Genomic DNA, 25,969 nt, shown 5'->3' on the forward strand with positions numbered 1-25,969 from the left:
CGCACCGATGCGGGCACCGGCCTCGGTTACAATGAGCGGCCGAAAAAACAGTCGGGATAATCCGTATAAATCATTGATTCTGTTTGTAAAATTCGGATCGATGACACGGAGCCCAAGCCGGGCGGGTCGGACGAACATAAGGAAAGATCGCGTGCAGACTTGGTTGGTGACCGGCGGCGCCGGTTTCATTGGCGGCAACTTCGTGCTCGAGGCGGTGGCCGACGGCATCAAGATCGTCAATCTCGATGCGCTTACCTATGCCGGCAATCTCGATACGCTCTCCTCTTTGGACGGCGATCCCTGCCATACGTTCGTGCAGGGCGACATCGGCGACCGGGCGCTGATCGCGAAGCTGCTCGATGAGCACAAGCCTCAGGCCATCGTCAACTTCGCCGCCGAAAGCCACGTCGACCGCTCGATCGACGGCCCCGCAGCCTTCGTCCAAACCAATGTCGTCGGCACGCTGGCCTTGCTCGAAGCCGCCCGCGACTACTGGAAGAATTTGCACGACGAGGCGAAAGCGCAGTTCCGTTTTCTGCACGTTTCGACCGACGAGGTCTACGGTTCGCTCGGCGACAGCGGCAAGTTCAGCGAAACCACGGCGTACGCGCCGAATTCGCCTTACTCGGCTTCGAAGGCGGCTTCCGACCATCTGGTGCGCGCCTTCCACCACACTTACGGCTTGCCGGTCCTGACCACCAATTGCTCGAACAACTACGGGCCGTACCAGTTCCCCGAAAAATTGATCCCGCTGGTGATCGCCAAGGCCATCGCCGGCGAACCGCTGCCTGTCTACGGCGACGGCAAGAACGTGCGCGACTGGCTCTATGTCGGCGACCACTGCTCCGCCATCCGAACCGTGCTCGCGCGCGGCAGGGTCGGCGAGACCTACAACGTCGGCGGCGACGCCGAGCGCCGGAACATCGAGGTAGTCGAAACGATCTGCGCCCTGTTGGACGAACGCCGTCCGCGTCAGGACGGCGAGCCGCGCAAATCGCAGATCGCTTTCGTAAAAGATCGGCCGGGCCACGACCGCCGCTACGCGATCGACGCTTCCAAGCTCCAGAGCGAACTGGGCTGGAAGCCTGCGCATACCTTCGAGCGCGGCATCGCCGATACCGTGGATTGGTATCTGGACCATCAGGATTGGGTGCGGCGCGTGCTGGACGGTAGTTATCGTCTGGAACGCATAGGCCAGGAGGCGTGATGCGCGACTTCAGTTTATCCGCGGATGCCGGAGGCCGGGCATGAGCCGACGCAAAGGCATCATCCTGGCCGGCGGCTCGGGCACGCGGCTGTATCCGCTGACTCAGTCGATCAGCAAACAGTTGTTGCCGGTTTACGACAAGCCGATGATCTATTACCCGCTGAGCGTGCTGATGCTGGCGGGCATACGCGAAGTGCTGATCATCAATACGCCGCACGAACAAGCTTTGTTCAAGGCTTTGCTCGGCGACGGTTCGCAATGGGGCATGCGCATCGAATACGCTGTGCAGCCCAGTCCGGACGGGCTGGCGCAGGCGTATTTGATCGGGCGCGACTTCGTAGGCGGCGGCCCGAGTTGCTTGGTGCTGGGCGACAACATCTTCCACGGCCCCGGATTGACCGCGATGCTCAAGCGCGCCGATGCGCGCGAGCGCGGCGCCACCGTGTTCGGCTACTGGGTGCGCGATCCGGAACGCTACGGCGTGGCCGAGTTCGACGGCGAGGGCAAGGTCGTCGGCCTGGAAGAGAAACCGGCCAAGCCGCGCTCCAATTATGCCGTGACCGGCCTGTACTTCTACGACGGGCGCGCCAGCGACTTCGCCGCCGAACTCGAGCCTTCGGCGCGCGGCGAATTGGAAATCACCGATTTGAACCGGCGCTATCTGGACGAGGGCACGTTGCACTTGGAGAAATTCGGCCGCGGCTACGCCTGGCTCGATACCGGCACGCATCAATCCTTGCTGGAAGCGTCCAACTACATCGAAACCATCGAGGCCCGCCAAGGCCTGCGCGTGTGCTGTCCGGAAGAGATCGCCTGGAACAACGGATGGATCGATGCCGCCCAGCTCGAGACGCTCGCCAGGCCCTTGGCGAAGAACGGCTACGGCCAATATCTGCTGTCGCTGGCCGAACGCGGATTCGTGCCTTGAGCGGAGGACCGCGATGAAGGTCGTCGAAACCGACCTGCCGGGATGCCTGCTGATCGAACCGCAGGTGTTCGGCGACGACCGCGGCTGGTTCTACGAATCCTTCAACGCCGACAAGCTGGCGCAACATGGTCTCGCACCTAAATTCGTGCAAGGCAACGTGTCCAGTTCGGCGCGCGGCGTATTGCGCGGCTTGCACTACCAATGGCCCAAACCGCAGGGCAAGTACGTGTCGGTGATCGACGGCGAAGTCTGGGACGTGGCGGTCGACATTCGCCGCGGTTCGCCCACCTTCGGCCGCTGGACGGCCGCAATCCTGTCCGGCGAGAACAAACGGCATTTCTGGATACCGGAAGGGTTCGCCCACGGCTTCGCCGTGCTCAGCGAGCGCGCCACGTTCGCTTACTTGTGCACCCAAACCTACGACCGCCAAGCGGACGCCGCCATCCGTTGGAACGACGCGCGCCTGGCGGTGGATTGGCCGCTGGGCGATCCTGTGCTGTCGGACAAGGACGCGCGCGCGCCCCTCCTCGACGATATCGCCGAAGACCGCTTGCCGGTTTACCGCCCGTGAAGATCCTGCTGCTCGGCGGCAACGGCCAGGTCGGCACCGAGTTGCGGCGCAGCCTGGCGCCGCTCGGCGAATTGGCCGTCGCCACGCGTACCGGCGAGCTTGGCGATAAGGCTTGCGAACGAGCGGATTTCGATGCGCCGGAAAGCCTCGGCGCTCTGGTCGCGCGAATCGCGCCGGACATCGTCGTCAACGCGGCCGCCTACACCGCGGTGGATCGCGCCGAAGACGACGCGCAGGCCGCCTTCCGCGCCAATGCGGAAGCGCCGCGCGCCATCGCTGCGGCGTGCGCGGCGCGCGGCGTATCGTTGGTGCATTACTCCACCGACTACGTGTTCGACGGCGGCGCATCCGAACCCTATCGCGAAGATGCCCCGACGGCGCCGCTCGGCGTCTACGGCGCCAGCAAGCTCGAAGGAGAGCGCGCCGTCGCCGAAAGCGGCGCGCGCCATTTCATTTTCCGGACCGCCTGGGTCTACGCCGCGCACGGCAAGAATTTCCTGCTGACGATGCTGCGCTTGGCGAAGGAGCGCGACGAGTTGCGCGTGGTGGCCGACCAGGTCGGTTCGCCGACCTCGGCATGGTTGATCGCCTACGCTACGGCCGCGGCGTTGCATTCGCAGCGCGCCTCCGGCGTGTGGCATCTGACCGCCTCGGGGCAAACCAGTTGGCACGGCTTCGCCGAAGCCATCGTGCGCGAAGCGCACGCGCGCGGGCTGCTCGCGCGCATGCCGAAGGTAACGCCGATCGCCACCGCGGACTATCCCACCCGTGCCGCGCGTCCCGCTTATTCCGTGCTGGGCAATTCGGCCTTCCAGCGCGACTTCGGCATCGAATTGCCGAACTGGCACGAAGGCTTGGTGCAGGTGCTCGACGAGATGGCCGGCCCCGCATTTCCGTAGAGCCGAGCCTGCTCGACTGCTCTTGCTCTTCGTCGGGTGGAAAGCAGTCGAGCAGGCTCGACTCTACAAAAGCGGCGGCGATTTGACGCCGTGCATCATCCGCCGCAGCAGCGGCGCGATGATGAAGGCGACGACCGCGCAGCCCAGGCCGATCCACATCAGCAGCCGGAACAGGTCGGCGTACTTCGCCGCGGCTTCGGCGAAATTCAGCGTCGCGCCTTCCGGGATTTCGATCGAAGCCAGCTTGCCGAATTGAGCGGCCAGCGTCTCCGAATACGCGGTCGCCAGCCAGAAGCCGCCCATCATCAGCCCGACCACGCGCGCCACCGACAGTTGGGTCACCGCGGACAGGCCGATCGGCGACAGGCACATCTCGCCCACTTCCAACAGGAAATAGGCCGCCACCAGCCACCAAACGCTGGCCAGCGCGCCGCCGCCGGCGGTTTTCGCGGCGATCAGCAACGGCAGGAACGACAGGCCGGCGAAGAGCAAACCGATCGCGCTCTTGAACGGCTTGCTCGGATTGCGCCCGCGTTTTTCCAGCCACGGCCATAGCCAGGCGAACAGCGGCGACAACAGGACGACGAAGAAAGAGCCCAGAAAAGTAAGCGAGCCGGCGGTCTGCGGTACCAGCACCACGTCGCGGAAACAAGCCACGATCATCGCCAGCACGAACAGCCAGACCGTCGCGCGCGAAAGCGCCGCATTGCCCGCATCGCTCGCGCGCAGCGCGACGACGATCAGCACCGGGCTGGCGGCCATCATGAACAGCGACCAGGGCAGGGTGCCGCTGGCGTCGCTGACCATGGACGGGAACATGTCTTTGGTCATCAGCCGATCGGTGAACGTCACCCACGAGCCGTAGCTCTGCTCGTACAGGGTGAAGAACGCGAGTACGGCCAGGATCGTCACCAGGAGGGCGATCATCTGCTGGCGTTGCACCTTGTTGCAGTGGCGCACCAGGAACCAGACGAACCAGGAGACGAACGCCACGGCGACGATGTGCATCGCCCCGCGTACCGTCCAATTGTGCTGGATCAGCTGCCAGACCACCGCCACGCCGACGAACGACAACGCGTAGATCCAGATCTCGCGCGACAGCGGGCCCACGCGTTCGCGCAACTTGGCAGGATCGCGCGGCTCGGCATGGCCGTGCAGGTATTTCTGGCCCCACAGGAACATGGCCAGACCCGCGAGCATGCCCACGCCCGCCGCGCCGAAGCCGTATTTCCAGCCGTAAGTCTCGCCCAGGAACGCGCAGACCAGGCCGGCGAACAGACCGCCGACGTTGATGCCGGCATAGAACAAGGTGAAGCCGGAATCGCGGCGCGGGTCGTCTTCCGCATACAACTTGCCGACGATGGTGGAGATGTTCGGCTTCAGGAAGCCGACGCCCATGATGATCAGCGCCAGCGACAGGTAGAACACCTGCAGCGCGCCTTCGTCGCGCACCACCGCACCGTTCGCCAGGCGCGCCTGTTCGCCTTCGACGGCCATGCCCAGATGGCCCAGGCACAGCAATGCGCCGCCGAGCAGCACCGATTTGCGCATGCCCAGCCAACGGTCGGCGACCAGGCCGCCGATCACCGGCACCGCGTAGACCAGGCCGCCGTAGGCGCCGATCAAGTCGTAGCCGGCGGCGTCGCCGAAGCGGTGGTGCTTCAGCAAATAAAGCAGCAGCAGCGCCTTCATCCCGTAGAAGGAGAAGCGCTCCCACATTTCGGTGAAGAAACAGACGTAGACGCCCTTCGGATGGCCAAGGAAGTCTTCGCGCGGCGGGATGTCGGTGTAGGCGGAAACGGACATGGCCCGGCCGGTTCAGGATCGACGCGAAGTATAGCGGCCGGGGCGCTCGGGCTGGACTTGCGGGGGCCTTAGCCTTTAGCGTGTCGGGCTTCCGTGGAACCGGGGAACCCGATGAACCAGCCTGCGACCAAGACCCCGCAGCTCACTTTCCGCGCCGTGATCCTGGCGATCGTACTGGCGGTCGTGCTATCCGCCGCCAACGCTTATCTGGGCTTGTTCGCCGGCCTGACCATCGCCACGGCGATCCCGGCCGCGGTGGTGTCGATGGGCGTGCTGCGCCTGCTGGGCGGCGGCACGATCCTGGAAAACAACATCGTCCAGACCGGCGCGTCCGCCGGCTCGTCGATCGCCGCTGGCGTTATTTTCACCATCCCCGCGTTGGTCATCCTCGGTTACTGGCAGGACTTCCGCTATTCCTGGGTGCTGGCCATCGCCGGTCTCGGCGGCTTGCTCGGCGTGCTGTTCTCGGTTCCGCTGCGGCGCAGCATGATCGTCGAAGAACCGCTCGCGTTCCCGGAAGGCAAGGCGGCCGCCGAAGTGCTGAAGGCGGGCGAGAATCCCGGTCCCGGCCTCAAGATCCTCGGCCTGGCCAGCGCGGTCGGCGCCATCGTCAAGCTCGCTGCGGAGAGCGGCCTGCGCATGATCCCCGACCAAGCCACCGCTGCCGGCTTCTTCGGCAAGTTCCTCGGCTACATGGGCACCGGCCTGTCGCCGGCGCTGCTGGGCGTGGGCTATATCGTCGGCCTGAACGTCGGCATCGTGGTCGTGTCGGGTTCGATCCTTTCCTACAACATCGCCATCCCGATTTACTACGCCTTCTTCCAGCACACCGATCCGGCTTTGGCCGCGCAACTCGTCGGCCAGAGCGCCGCCGATGCCGCGCAGATCATCCGCGCCGAAAAAGTGCGCTACTTGGGCGTGGGCATGATGCTGGTCGGCGGCTTGTGGACGCTCTTCTCGCTGCGCAAGTCGCTGCTGTCCGGCGTCAAGAGCGGCTTCGCCGCCGCGCGCAAGGGCAGCGGCGAAATCGTCGCCGAGACCGAACGCGACTTGCCGATGAAGTGGATGCTGGTGGCGCTGGTGCTGTTCACCTTGCCGCTGCTCGGCCTATATCAAGCCATCGTGCAAAATTGGGGCGTGAGCGTGCCGATGACGATCATCATGATCGTCGCCGGATTCCTGTTCGTATCGGTATCGGCTTATCTCGCCGGTCTGGTCGGTTCGTCGAACAATCCGGTGTCGGGCATCACCATCGCGACCATCCTGTTCGCGTCCGTCGTGCTGATGTTGCTGCTCGGCAGCGATTCGAAGATCGGCGCGGTAGCCGCGATCATGATCGGCGCGGTGGTCTGCTGCGCGGCGGCGGTCGGCGGCGACAATCTGCAGGATCTGAAGGCCGGCTACCTGGTCGGCGCGACGCCGTGGAAGCAGCAGCTGATGCTCGGCATCGGCGCGTTCTCCTGCGCCTTGATCATGGCGCCGGTGCTGAACCTGCTGGCGGCCGCGTACGGCATCGGCCCGTCCACGCCCGAGCATCCGCAGTCGCTGAACGCGCCGCAGGCCACGTTGATGGCCTCGGTCGCCAAGGGCATGTTCGGCGGCCATCTGCCGTGGGACATGATCGCCATCGGCGGCTTGATCGGCGTCGCGGTGATCGCGCTCGACGGATGGCTGAAGTCGCGCAACTCGAATTTCCGCGTGCCGGTGCTGGCGGCGGCGATCGGCGTCTACCTGCCGCTGGAGCTGATGGTGCCGATCTTCCTCGGCGGCCTGCTGGCGCACTTCGTCGAACGCAAGCACGGCGTGCATCCGCACGACGAAGAAGCGCGCGACCGCATCCATCGCCCCGGCATGCTGTTCTCCGCTGGCTTGATCACCGGCGAGGCCTTGATGGGCATCGCGATCGCGATCCCGATCGTGGTGTCCTCGCGCGGCGATGTGCTCGCATTGCCCGAGGCTTGGCACTTCGGTCAGTGGATCGGCCTGGCGGTGCTCGCCTTCGTCGGTTGGATGCTCTACCGCAGCGCGACCAAGGTCGACACGACCGCTGCGCCGATCGAATCGGGTCCGAAATAAAACGTTTTTGATCTTGTGGGAGGGGCTTCAGCCCCGACAGGTTTCGCTGCGAAGCTGTCGGGGCTGAAGCCCCTCCCACAAAAGCATTCATCCATCGGTTCAGCACGTCGTTTGGAGTCGCCATGAAATTTCGCCACGCCCTTCTTCCGCTCGCCTTGTTGTCGGCCTTGCCGTCGCTCGCTTTCGCCCAGCGCGGCTTCGAAGTGCGTGACATGGTCAAACTGGACCGCTACTCGTCGCCGACGCTCTCGCCCGACGGCCGCAAGCTGGTGTTCGCCAAGCGCGTCTGGGATGAGAAAACGAGCAAAGCCAGCACGGCGTTGTGGATCGAGGATCTGTTCGCGCGCGACGCGGCCCCGCCGGTGCGTTTCACGCCCGAAGGCTGGAACGTCAATTCGCCGTCGTTTTCGCCGGACGGCAAGACGGTCTATTTCCTCAGCGGCAAGTCCGGCAGCTCGCAGCTGTACGCGATGCCGACCGCCGGCGGCGCGCCGAAGCAGGTCACCGCGTTCGCGCTCGACGTCGACGGCTACAAACTGTCGCCCGACGGCAAGAAGGTCGCGATCGCCGTCGGCACGTTCGCCGACTGCAAGGCCGATTTCGCCTGCACCAAGAAGAAGCTCGACGACGCCGGCGCGAAGAAGAACAGCGGCGTGGTGTTCGACCGCATGTTCATCCGACACTGGGATGCGTGGAACGACGGCCGCTTGAACCGCGTGTTCGTCGCCGATTTGCCCGGCGGCAAAGAAAAAGCCGCGGCGAGCGCGCATCTGGTCGGCGCCGACGTGCTCGGCGACGTGCCGTCCAAGCCCTTCGGCGACATGGGCGAAATGGCCTGGTCGCCCGACGGCAAATCGCTGGCGCTCAGCGCGCGCAAGGCCGACCGCATGGAGCCGTGGTCGACCAATTTCGATCTCTATCTGGTCTCGGCCGATGGCAGCGGAACTGCGAAGAATCTGACCGCTTCGAATCCTGCCTGGGATACCGGTCCGGTCTTCGGCGAAGACGGCAAGACGCTGTACTACCGCGCGATGAAGCGCCCCGGCTTCGAAGCCGACCGCTTCGCGCTGATGGCGATGGACCTGTCCACCGGCGCCGCGCGCGAAATCGCGCCGAAGTGGGACCGCTCCGCCGACGGCATCACCTTGTCGGCCGACGGCAAGACGATCTACACCACGGCGCAAGACCTGGGCGAGCATCCTTTGTTCGCGGTCGACATCGCCACCGGCGAGCCGAAGAAGATCGTCGGCGACGGTTCCATCTCGTCGTTCGAAATCGCCGGTCCGACCTTGGCCTTCGCCCGCAACAACCTGAAGAGCGGCGATCAATTGTTCGCCGCTTCGCCGGACGGCGCGTCGCAGCGCGCGATCACGCCCAACGCGGGAGAAATGGCGAAAGGCGCGACGTTCGGCGATTTCGAGCAGTTCAGCTTCAAGGGCTGGAACGGCGACACCGTCTACGGGTACGTGGTCAAGCCTTGGAACTATCAGGCCGGCAAGAAGTATCCGGTGGCGTTCCTGATCCACGGTGGCCCGCAGGGCAGTTTCGGCAACGGCTGGAGCTATCGCTGGAATCCACAGACGTACGCGGGCCAGGGCTATGCGGTGGTGATGATCGATTTCCACGGCTCCACCGGCTACGGCCAGGCTTTCACCGATGCGATCAGCCAGCATTGGGGCGACCGTCCGTTGGAAGACCTGCAGAAAGGCTGGGCCGCAGCGCAGAAGAAATACGATTTCCTCGACGGTTCCAAGGCTTGCGCGCTCGGCGCCAGCTACGGCGGCTTCATGGTCAATTGGATCGCCGGCAACTGGAACCAGCCGTGGAAGTGCCTGGTCAGCCACGACGGCGTGTTCGACAACCGCGCCATGGGCTACGCCACCGAAGAGCTATGGTTCAGCGAGTGGGAGAACGGCGGCACCGTATTCGACAATCCGAAGGGCTACGAGAAGTTCAATCCGGTCAACCACGTCGACAAGTTCCGCGTGCCGATGCTGGTGATCCACGGCCAGCAGGATTTCCGCATTCCGGTGGAGCAGGGCATCGCGCTGTTCCATGCGCTGCAGCGCAAGGGCGTGGAGTCGAAATTTCTGTACTTCCCGGACGAGAACCATTGGGTGCTCAAGCCGAACAACAGCGTGCAATGGCACGACACCGTCAACGGCTGGTTGAAGCAGCACATCGGCCAGTGATGCCATGACGTAGCCCGGGTAAGGCCGTAGGCCGCACCCGAGGATCGAGTCGCGATACGCCCCGGGTGCGGCCTGCGGCCTTACCCGGGCTACGGATGCCGCATTCGAACTCGGTCTAACCCCGCGGCTTCTCCGCGAATGTTTGGAACCACGATGACCGAACCCGCCAGCACCGCCCTGATCACCAACGACATCGTCGTCCTCGGCCTCATCGCCGCGACGCTGGGCCTGGTGTTCTGGACCGAATCGCGCGAAACCGGTTTCTGGAAGCGTTTCTACACCTACGTTCCGGCCCTGCTGCTTTGCTACTTCATTCCCGGCATCTACAACAGCGCGGGCTTGATCGACGGCAACGCCAGCAAACTCTACAACCCGGTCGCCAGCCGCGTGCTGCTGCCGGCGGCGCTGGTGTTGCTCACGCTTACCATCGATCTGAAAGGCGTGCTGCGGCTCGGTCCGAAATTGCTGGCGATGTACGCCGCCGCGTCGATCAGCGTGATGCTGGGCGCGTTCGCCGCGTTCTGGATCATGGGTCTGGTCCATCCGGAAACCGTGGCCGGCGATACCTGGGGCGGCATGGCGGCGCTGGCCGGCAGTTGGATCGGCGGCGGCGCCAACATGGTCGCGATGAAGGAAGTGTTCAACGTCGACGAGACCACCTTCGGCCAGTTCGTCGTGGTCGACGTCGGCGTCGGTTACGTGTGGATGGCGGTGCTGATCTTCCTGGCCAACCGCGCGCAGGCGATCGACGCGCGCACCGGTGCGGATACGCGCGCGATCGAGGAGCTGAAAGAGCGGCTGGTCAGCTATCAGAAGCAGCATCAGCGCATCGCCAGCCTGTCCGACTTGATGATCATCGTCGGCATCGCGCTGGGCGCGGTCGGGCTTTCGCATGCGGTCGCCTCGCCGATCGCCGCCTGGTTCCTGGCCAATGTGTCCTGGGCCAAGACGGTCAGTCTGCACGAGCCTTTCGTGTGGGTCGTGGTGTTGTCCACGTTCATCGGCTTGGGTCTGAGCTTCACCCGCCTGCGCGAGTACGATGGCGCGGGCGCCTCCAAGGTCGGCACGCTGTTCCTGTATTTCCTCATCGCCTGCATCGGCATGCAGATGGACATCAAGGCCCTAGCCGACAAGCCTTGGCTGTTCGCGCTGGGTCTGATCTGGATAATGGTGCACATCGCGCTGTTGTATCTGGTCGGCCGGCTACTGCGGGTGCCGTTCTTCTATTTCGCGCTGGGTTCGCAGAGCAACATCGGCGGGCCGGCCTCGGCGCCGGTGGTGGCATCGGTGTTCCATCCTTCGCTGGCGCCGGTGGGCGCGCTGCTCGGCGCATTGGGTTACGCGACCGGCACGGTGCTGGCGTACATCGTGGGCATCACTTTGCGCGCCATGGCGGGCGCCGGATAACGAGGACGTCATGCGCCATTGGTCGGAGCGGGCTTGCCCCGGCTTTTCGTAGGAGAGCAAAAAAGCGTCAGCAGCAGCGGAAACCGCTGCGGCCACCATATCTCGCTTCCTGGCGTTCGCGGAAGAAGGTCGGGTAATCCATGATTTCCCGATCCGGATGCTTCTCCAGCATGTGCCGGACGTAGTTGTCGTAATCCGGCACGCCGCAGCACAGACGTGCGGTCTGCACCAAACGCCGCCACACCCGGCGGTGGACGGCGTAATGGTCGAGCGGGACCAGCGCGGTGCCCATTATCGCGTCCTCATTTAGAGTTGCGCCTGCGCGGCCTGCTGTTCGGGCGTCAGCGCGACGTACGGCGCTTCCCTGTCGCTGCGCTGAGGATTGCGGCGCGCCGCGACGATCGTCTTCACCGAATAGACCAGCGTGCTGAACACCACCAGCAGGAACAGCGCCGTCAGCGTCGTGTTGACGTAGGCGTTGGTCACGATCTGCTCCATCTGCGCGACCGTCTTGGCCGGCGCGGTGACCTCGCCCGAAGCGATCGCGGCCTGGAATTTGTGCGCCTGCGCCAGGAAGCCCTGCGCCGGATTGCTGTCGAAGATCTTGATCAAGCCGGCGGTGGACGTGCAGATCACCAGCCACGCGGCCGGAATCGCGGTGACCCAGGCGTAGCGGTCGCGCTTCATCTTGAACAACACCACCGTGCCGAGCATCAGCGCGATGCCGGCCAGCATCTGGTTGGAGATGCCGAACAGCGGCCACAGCGTCTGGATGCCGCCGAACGGATCGACCACGCCCTGGTAAAGCAGGTAGCCCCACAGCGCGACGCAGCCGGCGGCGCCGATCAGGTTCGCGCCCCAGGATTCGGTGCGTCGCAACGCCGGCACGAAATTCCCGAGCAGGTCCTGCAGCATGAAGCGTCCGGCGCGGGTGCCGGCGTCGACCGCGGTCAGGATGAACAAGGCTTCGAACAGGATCGCGAAGTGGTACCAAAACGCCATCGTGTCTTCGCCCGGCAGCACGCTGTGCAAGATTTGCGCGATGCCGACCGCCAAGGTCGGCGCGCCGCCGGCGCGGGCCAGGATGGTGTGCTCGCCGATGTCTTTCGCGGTCGCCTCCAATTGTTCGGGCGTGATGTGGAAACCCCATTGCGACACCGTCGCCGCCACGCTTTGAACGTCGCCGCCGACCGCCGCGACCGGGCTGTTCATCGCGAAATAGATGCCGGGTTCGATGATCGACGCGGCCACCAGCGCCATGATCGCGACGAAGGACTCCATCAGCATGCCGCCGTAGCCGATGTAGCGCATATGGCCTTCGTTGGCGAGCAGCTTGGGCGAGGTGCCCGACGAGATCAACGCATGGAAGCCCGACACCGCGCCGCAGGCGATGGTGATGAACAGGAACGGGAAGATGCCGCCTTTCCACACCGGGCCGGTGCCGTCGGTGAACTGGGTCAGCGCCGGCATCTTCAATTGCGGCATCACGATGAAGATGCCGATGGCGAGCGCGATGATGGTGCCGATCTTCAGGAACGTGGACAGGTAATCGCGCGGCGCCAGCAGCAGCCACACCGGCAGCGATGCGGCGACGAAACCGTAGACGATCAGCATCCAGGTGATCTGGGTGCCGGTGAAGGTGAACGCCGGGCCCCAAGTGGGATGCGCGCCGACCTTGCCGCCGAGCCAGATCGACAGCAACAGCAGCACCAAGCCCACGACGGAAATCTCGCCGATCTTGCCCGGCCGGATGTAGCGCATGTACAGGCCCATGAAGATCGCGATCGGCATCGTCGCGATCACGGTGAACATGCCCCACGGGCTCTCCGCCAGCGCCTTCACCACCACCATCGCCAGCACGGCGAGGATGATGATCATGATCAGGAACGCGCCGAAGAGGGCGATGGTGCCGGGGATGCGGCCCATCTCCTCGCGCACCAGGTCGCCGAGCGAACGGCCGTTGCGGCGGCTGGAGATGAACAGGATCATGAAATCCTGCACCGCGCCGGCCAGCACCACGCCGACGATCAGCCACAGCAGTCCGGGCAGGTAGCCCATCTGCGCGGCCAGTACGGGGCCGACCAGCGGTCCGGCGCCGGCGATCGCGGCGAAATGGTGGCCGAACAGCACGTGCTTGTTGGTGGGCACGTAGTCCAGGCCGTCGTTGTTGATCACCGCCGGCGTGGCACGGCTCGAGTCGAGCTGCATCACCTTGTTGGCGATGAACAAGCTGTAATAGCGGTAGGCGACCAGATAGATCGAAATCGCCGCGATCACGATCCACAGCGCGTTGATCTGCTCGCCGCGCCGCAGCGCGATCGTGCCCAGGCAGAACGCGCCCAGCAAGGCCAGGGCGGCCCATGCGATTTTCCCGAATCCACCTTTCATGCGCAGCCCCTCCGGTCGGATGAGCCAGGGTCGCGCCTGGGGCGGCGCGGGTCAATGCGGCGGTGCGTCAAGCGGCTACGACTTTGGTCGAATCTTCCCGCGAGGGGCTGTTTTTCGTAGGAGCGGCTTTAGCCGCGAGCTCTTCCTTCAAATCGCCGCATCGCAGCGATTTGATAGAGAAAGCTCGCGGCTAAAGCCGATCCTACGAAAAGCCGGTTACAGCCAGCGGACTTTCTTGAGATAGAAATACAGGCCGGTCACGACGACCGCGACGATGCCGATCAGAATGAAATAACTGTGCGGCCCGTGCAGTTCCGGCATGTGGGTGAAGTTCATGCCGTACCAGCTGGCGATCAGCGTCGGCGCGGCCAACAGCGCGGCCCAGCCGGCGAGTTTTTTCACGACTTCGCCTTGGGCGATGGTGACCAGCGACAGGTTCACGCTCATCGCCGCGGTCAGCATCTCGCGCAAGGTGTCGATCGACTCGTTGAGCCGCACCACATGATCGAGCACGTCGCGGAAATAGAGTTTGGCTTCTTCGGCCACTTGACCGCTCTGCACCCGCATCAATTGGGCCAGGATGTCCTGCAGCGGCGCCACCGCGATCCGCATCTGAGTGAGTTCTTTCTTCAGCTCGTACAGTTTGACGATGGTGTCGCGGCGATAGGTTTCGGCGAACACGTCGTGCTCGAGCTCGTTCAACTCGTCGCGGAAATCGTTGACGATGGGCTGGTAGTTGTCGACGATGTGGTCGAGCACGCCGTACAAGGCGAACGCGGGGCCTTTCAGCAGTTCCGGTTCGCGCTCGAATCGTTCGCGCACTTTCGTGTAGGACAGCGAAGCGCCGTGGCGCACGGTGACCAGGAAACGCGGGCCGACGAACATCTGGGTCTCGCCGAAGCGGACGTGGCCATCGATCATCTGCACGGTATGCACGGCCAGGAACAGCGAATTGCCGTAGGCCTCGATCTTCGGCCGCTGGTGCGCGTGGTGCGCGTCTTCCACCGCCAGATCGTGCAGGCCGAATTCCTCCTGCAGCTTGTCCAGCAATTCCTCTTCCGGTTCGTACAGACCGACCCAGACGAAGCTGCCGTCGTCGTGCGACAGGACGTCGCTTATTTGATCCAGGCCGATGTCGCGGCGGCGTCCCTCGGTGTCGTACACCGCGCAGTTAACCACGCAGGCGGGCAGGGAAGGATTGGAACCGTGTGCGGCGCTCATGCCGCGCATCGTGACGCTATCGGCCGGCAGCGGCAAGCGTCGGTCGCGGCCACCAGGCCATCAGCAAAGCCAGATGGATCGGCAGCAAAAGGGCGATCCAGCGCAGGTTCTGCTGCGGCAGCGTCGGCAGCCAGTACACGAACAGCGACAGCGCCGCGCCGGCGGCGACGATGGCCAGCGGCCAGCGGAACGCGTTGCCGGGCGCACGGCCGCGCAGGATGCGCCAGGCTCCGGGCACCAGCGCCAGGCACAAGGGACTCAGCAACAAAACGTTCGCATTGCGCCAGCCGGCCCAATGCGCGGTGAATCCCCACAGGAACACCAGCACCGCGCCGAGCAGCGCGCACGCCAGCCAGAACGGCAGCGCGAACGCGGCGGCCAAGCGCGGACGGCGCCGTCCCGCCCACAGGAGCGCGATCGCCAGCGCCAAGCCGGTCAGCGCGTAAGGCCACCACGGCCGCGGCGCTTCGTCGGGTTCGGGACCGACCCGGTGCGGCAGCACTTCTTGTTCGGCGTAGACCAGCGGACGGCCGTCGGCGCGCTTGGCTTCGCGCAGGCTGTCGGCCAGGCGCCGCGGCACGAAGGCCTCTTCCCAGCGCGACATCGGCTTGTCCGCCAGCGGCCCGAAGCCGATATCGAAACCCAGCCACATCCAGGTCGCCGGCTTGGTCAGCCGGGTCGCTTCGCTGCGGTAGGTGTTGCCGTGCGAACCGGCCGACAGTTGCCGGCTCAGTTCGCCGCCGAGCACCTTGTCGATCGCATCGCGCACGCGGGTCGAACAATTGTCGAGGAAATAGTCGTAACGGTAACGCGCGTTCTCGGGCTTGGCGTTCTCGGCGAGCGTTGCGGCCAATGCCTGGGATTGCGCCGGATCCAAATCCAGCCACTGGATGCGCACGCCGCGGCCTTCCTCGCGATAGGTTCCCAGATCCACGCGCGTGGGCAACTCGACCAGCGCGTACAGCATCTCGCCGCGGACGAAGCGGCCGACGAAGCCGGGTTCGCCCGGATCGAAGGAGCCGAAGTTGTAGGAGACCGGCTCGGGCAGGGCCGGATCGTCCACGATCAGCGCGTTGTGGCCGAAGCGTTCCCAAAACAGTTCGCCCGGAGCCATGGTCATCACGCCGATGCGCAGCGAGGGCGCGGCGGAAGCGGCTGCGCTGAACAGGCACAGCAACAGCAACGCCATCGCGATCAGAAAAACGCGCGAGATGCCGAGCGCTCCCTCTCCCCGGCGCGCGGGGGAGGGAGCGCGGTTCATGGCGTCAATTGTCTCCATGCACGCCCACATGGAAAGCGTGCACGCGGCGCGCGTCGGCGCGGGCGACGCGGAACGCGAAGCGGCCCAGGGTCAGCTCTTCGCCGGCTTCGGGCAAATGGCCGATCGCCGCGGTGACCAGACCGCCGATGGTGTCGTATTCGTCGTCGTCGAAATCGGCGCCGAAGCGTTCGTTGAAATCGCCGATCGGCGTCAGCGCGTCGACCACGTATTGGCCGTCGGCCTGCGCGGCGATCAGCGCCTGCGGATCTTCGGCGTCGTCGTGCTCGTCGTCGATTTCGCCGACGATCTGCTCCAGCACGTCCTCGATCGTCACCAACCCGGCGACGCCGCCGTATTCGTCGACCACGATCGCCATATGGTTGCGCGACAGGCGGAACTCGCGCAGCAGCACGTTGAGCTTCTTCGATTCGGGGATCAGCACCGCCGGCCGCAGCAGTTCGCGGACGCTGCCGGGGCCGTTGTCGGCGACCACGCCGCGCAACAAATCCTTCGCCAGCAGGATGCCGAGGATCTCGTCGCGGTCCTCGCCGTGCACCGGGAAGCGCGAATGGCCGGATTCGACCACCTGCTTCATCAGGTCCAGGAAGCGCGCATCGGCCGACAGCGAAACCATCTGCGAGCGCGAGATCATCACATCGCCCACGCTCAGCTCGGAGACCGCGATCGCGCCTTCCATCATCCGCAGCGTGTCGGCCGCGATCAGGCCGTCGCCCTGCGCGTCGCGCAGCAGCTCGACCAAATCCTCGCGGGAAGTCGGCTCGCCGGACAGCGCCGATCCTATGCGCTCCAGCCAGCCGCGGCGTTTTTCGGAAGGTTCCGGCGGGGCGGAGGTGCTACTGTCGTCCTCGGACATCGTTTTCGCGGATACGCCCGGTCGGCGGGCGGTGGAGGGAAAGTCTAGCGCGAGTCGGTTGCGGGCTGGTGAAACGGCCCTCCTGCGCCATGTAGGGTGGGCTTTAGCCCACCATTGCCGTGTGGCCGCTGTGACAAGCAATCATCGAAACAGCGACCCGGGCTCCGATCATTGTTCGAAGCGGTCCGATAAATGGCGATGGTGGGCTAAAGCCCACCCTACGGTTCTTCGTACGGATCGGCGATGCCCATGCCGGCCAGGATCTCGCGTTCCAACTGCTCCATCGCTTCGGCTTCGCGATCGTCTTCGTGATCCCAGCCCAGCAGGTGCAGCGTGCCGTGCACGGTCAAATGCGCGTAGTGCGAGACCAGCGTTTTCTTCTGCTCGCGCGCTTCGCGCGCGACGACCGGCGCGCACAGCACCAAGTCGCCCAGCAAAGGCATCTTCACGCCTTTCGGCAGCTTGACGCCTTCGGCCATTTCGGCCGGGAAGCTCAAGACGTTGGTCGCGTAATCCTTGCCGCGGTAATGGCGGTTGAGCGCGCGGCCTTCCTTATTGTCGACGATGCGGATGGCCAAATCGGCCTCGAGAATGCGCCCGTGCAGCGCGGCGGCGACCCATTTGCGGAAGCTGGTGGCAGCGGGCAAGCCGGCCCGAGGCACGGCATAGCCGACGGAAACATCGAGGCGAACGGGGCCGCGGGTCATAGGCTTGGAGTTTACGCCGCTCCGGTCCCGGCGTCTTTCGCATCGCGCGCGTCGTACGCGTTCACGATGCGCGCGACCAGCGGATGCCGCACCACATCGCGCGATTCGAAGAAGGTGAAGCTGACGCCTTCGACGTTGTGCAGCACGTCGACCGCGTCGCGCAGGCCCGAGCGCACGTGCTTGGGCAAGTCGATCTGGGTCAGGTCGCCGGTGACCACGGCGGTGCTGCCGAAGCCCAAGCGCGTCAGGAACATCTTCATCTGCTCGATGGTGGTGTTCTGCGCCTCGTCCAGGATCACGAACGCGTCGTTGAGCGTGCGGCCGCGCATATAGGCCAGCGGCGCGATTTCGATCACGTTCTTTTCCAGCAGCTTGATCACCTTCTCCACGCCCAGCATTTCGTACAGCGCGTCGTACAGCGGACGCAGATACGGGTCGACCTTCTGGGTGAGATCGCCGGGCAGGAAGCCGAGCTTCTCGCCGGCCTCCACCGCGGGGCGCACCAGGATCAAACGCTGCACCCGCGATTCGTTCAACGCTTCGACCGCCATCGCCACGGCGAGGAAGGTCTTGCCGGTGCCGGCCGGGCCGACGCCGAAATTGATGTCGTGGGTGGCGATCGCGTGCAGGTATTTGGCCTGGTTCGGGCCGCGGCCGCGGATGGTGCCGCGCTTGACCCGGATCGCGACGTCCTGCGGCACCACGTCCTGTTCGCGGCCGTCCACGGCCGCGCTCAGGCGCAGGTTGATCGCGTGATCGTCGAAAGCTTCTTCGGCCGCTTCGGAGTAGAGCGTGCGCAACAGCTTTTCGGCACGGGCTGCGGCTTCGCTCGGCCCGGTGATCCGGAATATGTTGCCGCGGTTGGCGATTTCCACGCCGAGGCGCAGCTCGATCTGGCGCAAATGGCCGTCGAACGGGCCGGCCAGATTGGCCAGCCGCTCGTTGTCATCGGGTTCCAGGACGAAATCGCGTTGGTTGGGGGTTGGCATAGGCGGGGAAGCGTAGCGCGGCCCCCGTTAAGCGGCCACAGACGGAGTTCGTACAGAGCGGACTTGCAAATAATTAATCAATCAATTAATATAAATTCCATGGATAAGCCCAAATCTCCCGGAGCCTCCCGAGGCCATAAGAAAACAGGCAAGCGGGCGGTCGGCAGGCCGCAGCGCGATGCCCGCGACCTGCGTCCGCAGCTGCTCGATGCGGCCATCGCCTGCTTCATCCGCCAAGGCATGGCCGCGACCTCGCTGCGCGCCATCGCCACCGAAGCGGGCGTGACCCCGGCTTTGCTGCACTACTACTTCGGCGACAAGGCGCAATTGCAGGAGGCCTTCGTGCAGGAGCGGATGATGCCGGCGTTCATGACCGTGCGGGAGGGGATGGTGCGCGCCGGCGACGACGTCGCCGCCACGGTCGCCGCATTCGTCAATGGCGTGACCGAGGTGGTGCGCGGGCATCCTTGGTTTCCGCAGATCTGGGTGCGCGAAGTGCTGAGCGAAGGCGGCGCTTTGCGCGACTTGCTGATCACCCGAGTCGCGCCCGAGATCACCCGCACCATCGCCGGCCGTTTCGCCGCCGCGCAAGCGCGGGGCGCTTTGAATCCGGATCTGGATCCGCGGCTGCTGATGACTTCTCTGATCGGACTGACTCTGTTCCCGATCGCCGGTACGCCGATCTGGCGCCAGATTTTCGATGCCCAGGATCTGGGCCTGGACGATATCCGCATGCACGCGCTCGCTTTGCTCGATCGCGGATTGGAGCTGAAATGAAACCGATCGCCATGTCCCGGTTGCGCACACCTTTCTTCGCCGCGGCGATCCTGGCGCTCGCCGCCTGCCAGCAAGAGCCGCCGCAGGCGCTCGGCACGCTGGAATTCGACCGCATCACGCTGCCGGCGCCGGTCAGCGAGAAGATCGTGCGAATCGACGTGCGCGAAGGACAGCAAGTCGCGGCCGGCGCGCCGCTGATGCGACTGGAATTGACCCGCACAGAATCGCAGCTCGCCGCCGCTAAAGCGCAGGCGCAGCAAGCTCGCGATGCGTTGCAAGAGTTGAAGACCGGACCGCGCAGCGAGGACATCGCGCAAGCGCGCGCCAACCTCGCCGCCGCGCAAGCGCAGGCGCGCGACGCGCAGGCCTATTACGCGCGGCTGCAGCCGCTGGGCCGGCAGAAACTGGTCGCCGCCTCCGACGTGGATCGCGCCCGCGCCGCCGCGGGCAACGCCCAGGCGCAAGTGAGCGCGGCCGAAGCCGCCCTGCTGGAATTGGAACGCGGCACGCGCAGCGAGCAGATCGCGCAGGGCGAGTCCGCGCTGGCCGCGGCCGAGGCGCAGGCGGCGACCCAAGCGGTAACGCTACAGAAGCTGGATCTGGTGGCGCCGCGCGCGGGCCGGGTCGACAGCGTGCCGTACAAACTCGGCGATCAGGCGCCGGTCGGCGCGCCGCTGGTGGTGATGCTCATCGGCGATGCGCCGTACGCGCGCGTGTACGTGCCCGAGCCGATCCGCGCAGACGTACAAGTCGGCCAGGCCGCGCGGGTCTTCGTCGACGGTCGCGACCAAGCCTTGAACGGCCGCGTACGGATGATCCGCAGCGAACCCAGCTTCACGCCGTACTATGCGCTGATCGGCAAAGACGCGGCCCGGCTGAGCTATCTGGCCGAAATCCAGCTGGACAAGAGCGCGGCGGAATTGCCGGCGGGTTTGCCGCTGCGGGTCGAATTCGCGAAAGGCAACGAAAAATGAGCGCGCGGGTTTTCGCCTCTGCCTTTCTTTGTAGAGCGGAGCTTGCTCCGCTGCTCTGGATTTCGATTCTCGGCCGAGAAGAAAAAGCAGCGGAGCAAGCTCCGCTCTACAAAGCGCCGAGTGCGACAGCGCTATGAATACATCGCCGCAAAACAACGGTCTTGCCATTCGCGCTCGTGGCTTGAGCAAGACCTTCGGCCAGCTGCAGGCGGTGAAGGACGTCGACCTGAGCGTGCCGCGCGCTTGCGTGTACGGCTTCCTGGGGCCGAACGGTTCGGGCAAGTCCACCACCATCCGCATGCTGTGCGGGCTGTTGACGCCGACCGCCGGCGAAATCGAAGTGCTGGGCTTGCGTATTCCGGAACAGGCGGAGGAACTGCGCCGCCGGATCGGCTACATGACCCAGAAGTTCTCGCTGTTCGAAGACCTGACCGTGCGCGAGAACCTGGAGTTTTTGGCCGCGGTGCAGGACATCCCGAAGAAGGAAGCGGCCAAGCGCATCGACGAATTGGTCGAGCAATACCATTTCGAAGACCGGCAAAAACAGCTCGCCGGCACGATGAGCGGCGGCCAGAAGCAGCGTCTCGCCTTGGCCGGTGCGGTGATCCAGAAACCCGAATTGCTGTTCCTGGACGAACCGACCAGCGCCGTCGACCCCGAATCGCGCCGCGACTTCTGGGAGAAGCTCTTCGACCTGGCCGACGCCGGCACCACGATTCTGGTCTCCACCCACTACATGGACGAGGCCGAGCGCTGCCATCGCATCGCGATCCTCGATTTGGGCGTGCTGGTCGCCGACGGCACGCCGGCCGAGCTGACCGAAGCCCTGCGCGGCCGCACCGTGCTGGTCGACGCCGCGCAACCGCGCCGCGCGCAAAAAGCGCTGGTGTCGGTGCCTGGCGTGCTCAGCGTGGCCCAGATCGGCAACAGCTTGCGCGTGCTGACCGATGAGAACGGCGACGCCGCGGAGCGGATCCGCCAAGTCTTGCGCGACGCCGGTCTGCAGGCCGAAGTCGGCGCGTCGCAGCCGAACCTGGAAGACGTGTTCGTCTCGGCCACCGGCGGCGGCAGCGACGACGAACGCGGCGCCACAGGCAAACGGCAGGAGGCGGCATGAACTTCCGTCGCCTCTCCGCGATCGTGGTAAAGGAATTGCGCCAGATGCGGCGCGACCGCATTACGCTGGCCATGATCGTCGGCATCCCGGTGATGCAGTTGATCCTGTTCGGCTATGCGATCAATCTGAATTTGCGCGGCTTGAGCGCAGGCGTGGCCGACCAGGCCAATACCGCCGCATCGCGCGCGGTGGTGATGGACATGGTGGCCACCGGCGTCGTCAAGCCGACCTTCAGCGCGACTTCGCCTCAGGAACTGATGGAACGCCTGCGTCGCGGCGAGATCAGCGTCGGCATCGCCATTCCACCGGATTTCGAGCGCCGCCGCTACGACGGCCGCGAGGCGGTGCAGGTGCTGGTCGACGGCAGCGACACCGTCGTGCAGAGCGCGGCGGTGCAGCTGGCGCAGATGCCGCTGGACAACGCGCCGACCGCCAATACGCGGCCGCTGCGCACGGGCGCGACCTCGCTCGGCGCCGGGCAGATCGGTGTGGTCAGTTTCTACAACCCGGAGCGGCGTTCGGCGGTGAACATCGTGCCCGGGCTGATCGGCGTGATCCTGACCATGACCATGGTGCTGTTCACGGGCGTCGCGATCGTGCGCGAGCGCGAACGCGGCAATATGGAACTGCTGATCGCCACGCCCGTCAGCCGTTCCGAATTGATGATCGGCAAGGTGCTGCCTTACGCCGCCATCGGCTTGATCCAGACCACGGTGGTGCTGGCCCTGGGCGTGTGGCTGTTCCAGGTGCCGGTGCGCGGCGGCGTTCTGGACGTCTATCTGGCCGCGGTGCTGCTGATCCTGGCTAATCTGACCTTGGGATTGCTGATCTCGACCAAGGCGCAGTCGCAGTTCCAGGCGATGCAAATGACGTTCTTCGTCTTCCTGCCCTCGATCCTGCTGTCGGGTTTCATGTTCCCGTTCGCCGGCATGCCGAAAGCGGTGCAGTGGCTGGCCGAGGTGTTGCCGCTGACCCATTTCCTGCGTTTGATCCGCGGCATCATGCTGCGCGGCGCCGGCCTGTGGGAGCTGTGGCCGGACGTGCTGGCGCTGCTCGCTTTCACCACGGTAATGATGACGCTGGCGATCCTGCGTTTCCGCAAGCGGCTGGACTGATTCCGTCCGGGCGTTCGCCCCGGCATGCGGGCCATTCATCCCATCGCGTCGGTGCCAAATCCGGACTGTGTGCTCCGTCAAAATTCCGTACGACGGCGCGTGCTAACGTCCGGCGCCGGTGGCGGGGGAAGCGCTATGGATTGGGGCGGTTGGCGGGTGTGGTCCGATGATGGCGGTTTCCGCATCTGGACGTGGATCGGGTCTTGGCCCGGATTGCAATTTTTACTGTTGCTGGCCGCGTTGCTGACGGTGCGGCAGGACACGCCTGCGCCCGCAGTGCGAACGCAAGCCGCGGCTGCGCGCACGGTTGCGTCCGCGTCGGCCGCCGCGACCGTCAAACCGCCGCCGAGCAAGTCGGGTCCGATGCCGGCGCAGCGTGCGCCGGTCACGGCTAACGATGCCGCGCGCTTCCTGGCCCAGGCCACTTTCGGGCCCAAGCTCGAAGAAATCGACCGTGTGACCCAGATCGGCTATGGCGGCTGGCTCGACGAACAATTCGCGCAGCCGGCGTCGTCGCAATTGGATTTCATTACCGCCGCAGGCCCGGACTACCAGCGCGAGTGGCGGTTGGACGCCTGGTTCATGAACGCGCTCGGCGGGCAGGATCCCTTCAACGCCTCGCTGGTCCACCGCGACCAATTACGCCAACGCGTCGCCTTCGCCTTGAGCGAGATCTTCGTGGTTTCCGACGCGACTTCCGACCTGCTGGGCGGCCAAGTACGCGGAATGACGCATTACTACGACACGCTCGCCCGCGACGCCTTCGGCAATTACCGGCAGCTTCTGGAGGACGTCACGCTGCATCCGGTGATGGGCATCTATTTGTCCGCGCTCGGCAACCAGAAGCCGAATCCGGCCAGCAACATTCGCCCCGACGAAAACTACGCGCGCGAAGCGATGCAGTTGTTCAGCGTCGGCTTGGTGATGCTCAACCCAGACGGTACGCCGAAGCTGGATACGGCCGGCAAGCCGATCCCGAGCTACAACCAGGAAACGGTGAAGGGTTTCGCCCACGTCTTCACCGGCTGGACTTTCAAGAAATGCGTGACCTTGGGCGATTTCACCTGCTACGTCTGGGATTCGTCCGATCCCTCGTGGACGTCGCGGATGGAGAACTTCGCCTCCTACCACGCCTCCGCGCAAGACAAGCAGTTGCTGATCTATCCGGGCGTGGCCCTGCCCAACGGCGTGCTGGCGGGCGGCGGCAGCGCGCAGAACAACCTGAAAGCCGCGCTGGACAATATTTTCAACCACCCCAACGTCGGCCCCTTCATCGGCAGGCAGTTGATCCAGCGCTTGGTCACCAGCAATCCCAGCCCGGCCTATGTCGCCCGCGTCGCGGCCGCGTTCGACAACAACGGCCAGGGCGTGCGCGGCGACATGAAAGCAGTGATCCGCGCGATCCTGTTCGACGCCGAAGCGCGCGACCCCGGTTCGCGGCCGCCGAATTTCGGCAAGGTGCGCGAGCCGCTGCTGCGCTTGACCCATCTGTGGCGGGCCTTGAACGCGCGTTCGCAATCGGGCCACATGGACGAGTTCTGGACCTTGGACATGAACATCGGCCAGTCGCCGATGTACGCCCCTTCGGTGTTCAACTTCTTCAGCCCGCGCTACACGCCCAGCGGCGAATTGACCGATTTGGGACTGGCCGCGCCCGAGTTGCAATTGGCCACCGATTACATGATGCCGAGCACCGAAGGCTATCTCGGCTACAAGACTTACGAGGTCTATACCGAGAACCCGGATCTGGGGCCGAACGAGATCGCGATCGACATCAGCCGCGACACGCCGCTCGCCGCCGATGCGGCCGCGCTGGTGGATCGCTACAACCTGCTGTTCTTGTCCGGGCAGATGTCCGCCGGCATGCGCCAAGCGCTGCTCACGCGATTGAACGGCATGCCCGCCAACAGCTTGGAAGCGCGCCGCACCCGGGTGAAGGAAGCTTTGTACCTGATCGTCAATTCGCCCGAATACGTGGTGCAGAAATGAGCGCGCGAACGAGGACGCCACGATGAAACGCCGAGAATTCCTGCGCAACAGCATCTGCGCCGCCCTGGGCGGCGCCGGCTTGTACTCGGCGCTGGGCAACCTGCGCCTGCTCGAGGCGGCGACCCGCGCGTATGGGCCGACGGCCTTCGACGACTACAAGGCCATGGTCTGCATCTTCATGTTCGGCGGCAACGACGCTTTGAACATGGTGATCCCGCGCGACGCGTCGCACTACAGCCAATACGCCACGGCGCGCGCGACGCTGGCGGTGCCGCAGTCCGCGCTGCTGCCGCTGACGCCGCAGGCCGGAGGCGGCGCGTCGGACGGCGCCGATTACGCATTGCAGGCTTCCACCAGCGCCGAGGAAACGGTCGGCATGAGCGGCCTGCAGTCGTTGTTCAACAACGGCAAGGCGGCGATCCTCGGCAACGTCGGCACGCTGGTGCGGCCGGTGACCAAGGCCGAGTTCCAGAACGGAACCGCGCCGCTGCCGCCGCAGCTGTTCTCGCACAACGACCAGCAATCGTACTGGCAGGTCTCGCGCAGCGACGACGGCCGCAATCTGGGCTGGGGCGGCCGCATCGCCGATCTGTTGCACGACGCCAACCCCGGCGCATTCATTCCTATGACGGTGTCGCTGAATTTCGAAAGCGGGTTGGAGCGCTCCGCGAACGGCAACCAATACGTGGTCGGCAACGACGGGCCGCGTTACTTCAACTGGTTCGAATGGGACGGCGATCGCCGCACCGCGTACCTGAAGCTGAATTCCAAGACCCAGGCGCACGCGATGGAACGCAGCTATGCGGCTTCGTTCCATCGCGCCCGCGAGAATGCGAGCGCGGTCGGCACAGCGTTGGAGAGCTCGCCGCCGCTGGCCACGCCGTTCCCGGACAACCATCTGGCGGGGCAACTGAAGATGGTGGCGCGACTGATCAAGGTGCGCGCCGAGCTGGGCATGAAGCGGCAGATCTATTTCGTGTCGATGGGCGGATTCGACCATCACGACGGGCTGCTCAGCGGCCAGCCGGTGCTGTTGGCGCAGTTGTCGCGGGCGGTGAAGGCGTTCTACGACGCGACCGTCGAGCTTGGCGTCGCCAACAACGTCACCGCGTTCACCGCTTCGGATTTCGGCCGCACGCTGTCGTCCAACGGCGACGGGTCCGACCACGGCTGGGGCGGCCACCATTTCGTCGTCGGCGGCGCGGTGCGCGGCGGGCGCTTCTACGGAACGATGCCCAAGCTGCAGAACGGCGGGGTCGACGATGCGGGTTGGGGGCAGATCATTCCGACCACGTCGGTCGACCAATACGCGGCGACGCTGGCGCGGTGGTTCGGGGTGGCGGATACGGATTTGGATTTGATTTTTCCGAATCTGGGGAATTTCAACAGCCGCAATCTGGGCTTCATGACTTAGCGAACATGGCTTTTTCCCTCCTCTGCGGAAGAGGATGCCCGAAGGGCAGGGGAGGGG

The 25,969-nt window shown here is 65.1% G+C and carries 21 protein-coding genes; 13 read left to right on the top strand and 8 right to left on the bottom strand.

Annotated elements, in window-relative coordinates; translation table 11 throughout:
* Positions 1-151 precede the first annotated feature (151 nt).
* The 4 genes from rfbB to rfbD are packed head-to-tail and all read left to right on the top strand — an operon-like array spanning position 152 to position 3,605.
* Positions 152-1,207, top strand: a complete 1,056-nt coding sequence (rfbB, locus tag FCE95_RS12830) for a dTDP-glucose 4,6-dehydratase (protein ID WP_137267401.1) — start codon at positions 152-154, stop codon at positions 1,205-1,207.
* Positions 1,208-1,247: 40 nt separating this feature from the next.
* Positions 1,248-2,135, top strand: coding sequence for a glucose-1-phosphate thymidylyltransferase RfbA (rfbA, locus tag FCE95_RS12835; RefSeq protein ID WP_137267402.1), 888 nt, complete (start codon positions 1,248-1,250; stop codon positions 2,133-2,135).
* Between the two features lie 13 nt (positions 2,136-2,148).
* Positions 2,149-2,706 (top strand): dTDP-4-dehydrorhamnose 3,5-epimerase, encoded by a 558-nt coding sequence (rfbC, locus tag FCE95_RS12840; protein ID WP_137267403.1) that lies wholly within the window; start codon positions 2,149-2,151, stop codon positions 2,704-2,706.
* Positions 2,703-3,605: a dTDP-4-dehydrorhamnose reductase gene (gene rfbD, locus FCE95_RS12845; protein ID WP_137267404.1), complete on the top strand. Its 903-nt coding sequence runs from the start codon at positions 2,703-2,705 to the stop codon at positions 3,603-3,605. The genes rfbC and rfbD overlap by 4 nt, the downstream gene beginning before the upstream one ends.
* Before the next feature lie 63 nt (positions 3,606-3,668).
* On the opposite strand, the gene FCE95_RS12850 is transcribed toward rfbD, so the two are convergent.
* Positions 3,669-5,411: a peptide MFS transporter gene (locus FCE95_RS12850; protein ID WP_137267405.1), complete on the bottom strand. Its 1,743-nt coding sequence runs from the start codon at positions 5,409-5,411 to the stop codon at positions 3,669-3,671.
* A gap of 111 nt (positions 5,412-5,522) precedes the next feature.
* On the opposite strand from FCE95_RS12850, the gene FCE95_RS12855 reads away from it, so the two are divergent.
* From FCE95_RS12855 to FCE95_RS12865, 3 genes are all read left to right on the top strand, one after another.
* Positions 5,523-7,487, top strand: coding sequence for an OPT family oligopeptide transporter (locus FCE95_RS12855; protein WP_137267406.1), 1,965 nt, complete (start codon positions 5,523-5,525; stop codon positions 7,485-7,487).
* A 122-nt stretch (positions 7,488-7,609) separates the two neighbouring features.
* Positions 7,610-9,679, top strand: coding sequence for a S9 family peptidase (locus FCE95_RS12860; RefSeq protein WP_137267407.1), 2,070 nt, complete (start codon positions 7,610-7,612; stop codon positions 9,677-9,679).
* A 153-nt stretch (positions 9,680-9,832) separates the two neighbouring features.
* Positions 9,833-11,086 carry a DUF819 family protein gene (locus tag FCE95_RS12865; protein ID WP_137267408.1) on the top strand — a complete coding sequence of 418 codons (1,254 nt, stop codon included), beginning with the start codon at positions 9,833-9,835 and terminating at the stop codon, positions 11,084-11,086.
* A gap of 67 nt (positions 11,087-11,153) precedes the next feature.
* Here FCE95_RS12865 and FCE95_RS12870 read toward each other — a convergent pair whose 3' ends face one another.
* The 7 genes from FCE95_RS12870 to FCE95_RS12900 form a co-directional block, all read right to left on the bottom strand.
* Positions 11,154-11,378 (bottom strand): YbdD/YjiX family protein, encoded by a 225-nt coding sequence (locus FCE95_RS12870; RefSeq protein ID WP_137267409.1) that lies wholly within the window; start codon positions 11,376-11,378, stop codon positions 11,154-11,156.
* Positions 11,379-11,392: 14 nt separating this feature from the next.
* A complete protein-coding gene (locus FCE95_RS12875; RefSeq protein WP_137267410.1) occupies positions 11,393-13,474 on the bottom strand; it encodes a carbon starvation CstA family protein in 2,082 nt (693 codons plus the stop codon).
* A 216-nt stretch (positions 13,475-13,690) separates the two neighbouring features.
* Positions 13,691-14,704: a magnesium/cobalt transporter CorA gene (gene corA / locus FCE95_RS12880; RefSeq protein WP_137267411.1), complete on the bottom strand. Its 1,014-nt coding sequence runs from the start codon at positions 14,702-14,704 to the stop codon at positions 13,691-13,693.
* A 7-nt stretch (positions 14,705-14,711) separates the two neighbouring features.
* Entirely contained in the window at positions 14,712-15,965 is a 1,254-nt protein-coding gene (locus FCE95_RS12885; RefSeq protein WP_425481307.1) for a lipoprotein N-acyltransferase Lnb domain-containing protein, read from the bottom strand.
* The gene (locus tag FCE95_RS12890) at positions 15,961-16,830 is read right to left on the bottom strand and encodes a CorC family transporter (protein ID WP_137267413.1); all 870 of its coding nucleotides are present in this window, start codon (positions 16,828-16,830) and stop codon (positions 15,961-15,963) included. Before FCE95_RS12890 ends, FCE95_RS12885 begins: the two co-directional genes overlap by 5 nt.
* A 218-nt stretch (positions 16,831-17,048) precedes the next feature.
* A complete protein-coding gene (ybeY, locus tag FCE95_RS12895; RefSeq protein ID WP_137267414.1) occupies positions 17,049-17,537 on the bottom strand; it encodes an rRNA maturation RNase YbeY in 489 nt (162 codons plus the stop codon).
* Positions 17,538-17,548: 11 nt separating this feature from the next.
* Positions 17,549-18,526, bottom strand: a complete 978-nt coding sequence (locus FCE95_RS12900) for a PhoH family protein (protein ID WP_137267415.1) — start codon at positions 18,524-18,526, stop codon at positions 17,549-17,551.
* 99 nt (positions 18,527-18,625) lie between these two features.
* Here FCE95_RS12900 and FCE95_RS12905 point away from each other — a divergent pair, with 99 nt between their 5' ends.
* The 6 genes from FCE95_RS12905 to FCE95_RS12930 all read left to right on the top strand — a co-directional run bounded on the left by FCE95_RS12905 (position 18,626) and on the right by FCE95_RS12930 (position 25,912).
* A complete protein-coding gene (locus FCE95_RS12905; protein ID WP_137267416.1) occupies positions 18,626-19,303 on the top strand; it encodes a TetR/AcrR family transcriptional regulator in 678 nt (225 codons plus the stop codon).
* Complete coding sequence (locus tag FCE95_RS12910) at positions 19,300-20,277, top strand: HlyD family secretion protein (protein ID WP_137267417.1); 978 nt, start codon at positions 19,300-19,302, stop codon at positions 20,275-20,277. The genes FCE95_RS12905 and FCE95_RS12910 overlap by 4 nt, the downstream gene beginning before the upstream one ends.
* A 166-nt stretch (positions 20,278-20,443) precedes the next feature.
* Positions 20,444-21,394 (top strand): ABC transporter ATP-binding protein, encoded by a 951-nt coding sequence (locus FCE95_RS12915; protein WP_137267598.1) that lies wholly within the window; start codon positions 20,444-20,446, stop codon positions 21,392-21,394.
* Entirely contained in the window at positions 21,391-22,509 is a 1,119-nt protein-coding gene (locus FCE95_RS12920; protein ID WP_137267418.1) for an ABC transporter permease, read from the top strand. The genes FCE95_RS12915 and FCE95_RS12920 overlap by 4 nt, the downstream gene beginning before the upstream one ends.
* A gap of 213 nt (positions 22,510-22,722) precedes the next feature.
* Positions 22,723-24,498 (top strand): DUF1800 domain-containing protein, encoded by a 1,776-nt coding sequence (locus tag FCE95_RS12925; protein WP_189644745.1) that lies wholly within the window; start codon positions 22,723-22,725, stop codon positions 24,496-24,498.
* A gap of 22 nt (positions 24,499-24,520) precedes the next feature.
* Complete coding sequence (locus FCE95_RS12930) at positions 24,521-25,912, top strand: DUF1501 domain-containing protein (RefSeq protein WP_137267420.1); 1,392 nt, start codon at positions 24,521-24,523, stop codon at positions 25,910-25,912.
* Positions 25,913-25,969 lie beyond the last annotated feature (57 nt).

The sequence above is a fragment of the Luteimonas gilva genome (genome assembly GCF_005239095.1).
Lineage (GTDB): Bacteria > Pseudomonadota > Gammaproteobacteria > Xanthomonadales > Xanthomonadaceae > Luteimonas_C > Luteimonas_C gilva.

What these genes read in the sequence shown, in the direction of transcription:
- rfbC (WP_137267403.1), top strand. Translation starts at nt 2,149, where the DNA reads ATGAAGGTCGTCGAAACCGACCTGCCGGGATGCCTGCTGATCGAACCG.
- FCE95_RS12875 (WP_137267410.1), bottom strand. Translation starts at nt 13,474, where the DNA reads ATGAAAGGTGGATTCGGGAAAATCGCATGGGCCGCCCTGGCCTTGCTG.
- FCE95_RS12890 (WP_137267413.1), bottom strand. Translation starts at nt 16,830, where the DNA reads ATGTCCGAGGACGACAGTAGCACCTCCGCCCCGCCGGAACCTTCCGAA.
- FCE95_RS12910 (WP_137267417.1), top strand. Translation starts at nt 19,300, where the DNA reads ATGAAACCGATCGCCATGTCCCGGTTGCGCACACCTTTCTTCGCCGCG.
- FCE95_RS12850 (WP_137267405.1), bottom strand. Translation starts at nt 5,411, where the DNA reads ATGTCCGTTTCCGCCTACACCGACATCCCGCCGCGCGAAGACTTCCTT.
- ybeY (WP_137267414.1), bottom strand. Translation starts at nt 17,537, where the DNA reads ATGACCCGCGGCCCCGTTCGCCTCGATGTTTCCGTCGGCTATGCCGTG.
- FCE95_RS12900 (WP_137267415.1), bottom strand. Translation starts at nt 18,526, where the DNA reads ATGCCAACCCCCAACCAACGCGATTTCGTCCTGGAACCCGATGACAAC.
- FCE95_RS12855 (WP_137267406.1), top strand. Translation starts at nt 5,523, where the DNA reads ATGAACCAGCCTGCGACCAAGACCCCGCAGCTCACTTTCCGCGCCGTG.
- FCE95_RS12905 (WP_137267416.1), top strand. Translation starts at nt 18,626, where the DNA reads ATGGATAAGCCCAAATCTCCCGGAGCCTCCCGAGGCCATAAGAAAACA.
- rfbA (WP_137267402.1), top strand. Translation starts at nt 1,248, where the DNA reads ATGAGCCGACGCAAAGGCATCATCCTGGCCGGCGGCTCGGGCACGCGG.
- corA (WP_137267411.1), bottom strand. Translation starts at nt 14,704, where the DNA reads ATGCGCGGCATGAGCGCCGCACACGGTTCCAATCCTTCCCTGCCCGCC.
- FCE95_RS12870 (WP_137267409.1), bottom strand. Translation starts at nt 11,378, where the DNA reads ATGGGCACCGCGCTGGTCCCGCTCGACCATTACGCCGTCCACCGCCGG.
- FCE95_RS12930 (WP_137267420.1), top strand. Translation starts at nt 24,521, where the DNA reads ATGAAACGCCGAGAATTCCTGCGCAACAGCATCTGCGCCGCCCTGGGC.
- FCE95_RS12860 (WP_137267407.1), top strand. Translation starts at nt 7,610, where the DNA reads ATGAAATTTCGCCACGCCCTTCTTCCGCTCGCCTTGTTGTCGGCCTTG.
- FCE95_RS12920 (WP_137267418.1), top strand. Translation starts at nt 21,391, where the DNA reads ATGAACTTCCGTCGCCTCTCCGCGATCGTGGTAAAGGAATTGCGCCAG.
- FCE95_RS12865 (WP_137267408.1), top strand. Translation starts at nt 9,833, where the DNA reads ATGACCGAACCCGCCAGCACCGCCCTGATCACCAACGACATCGTCGTC.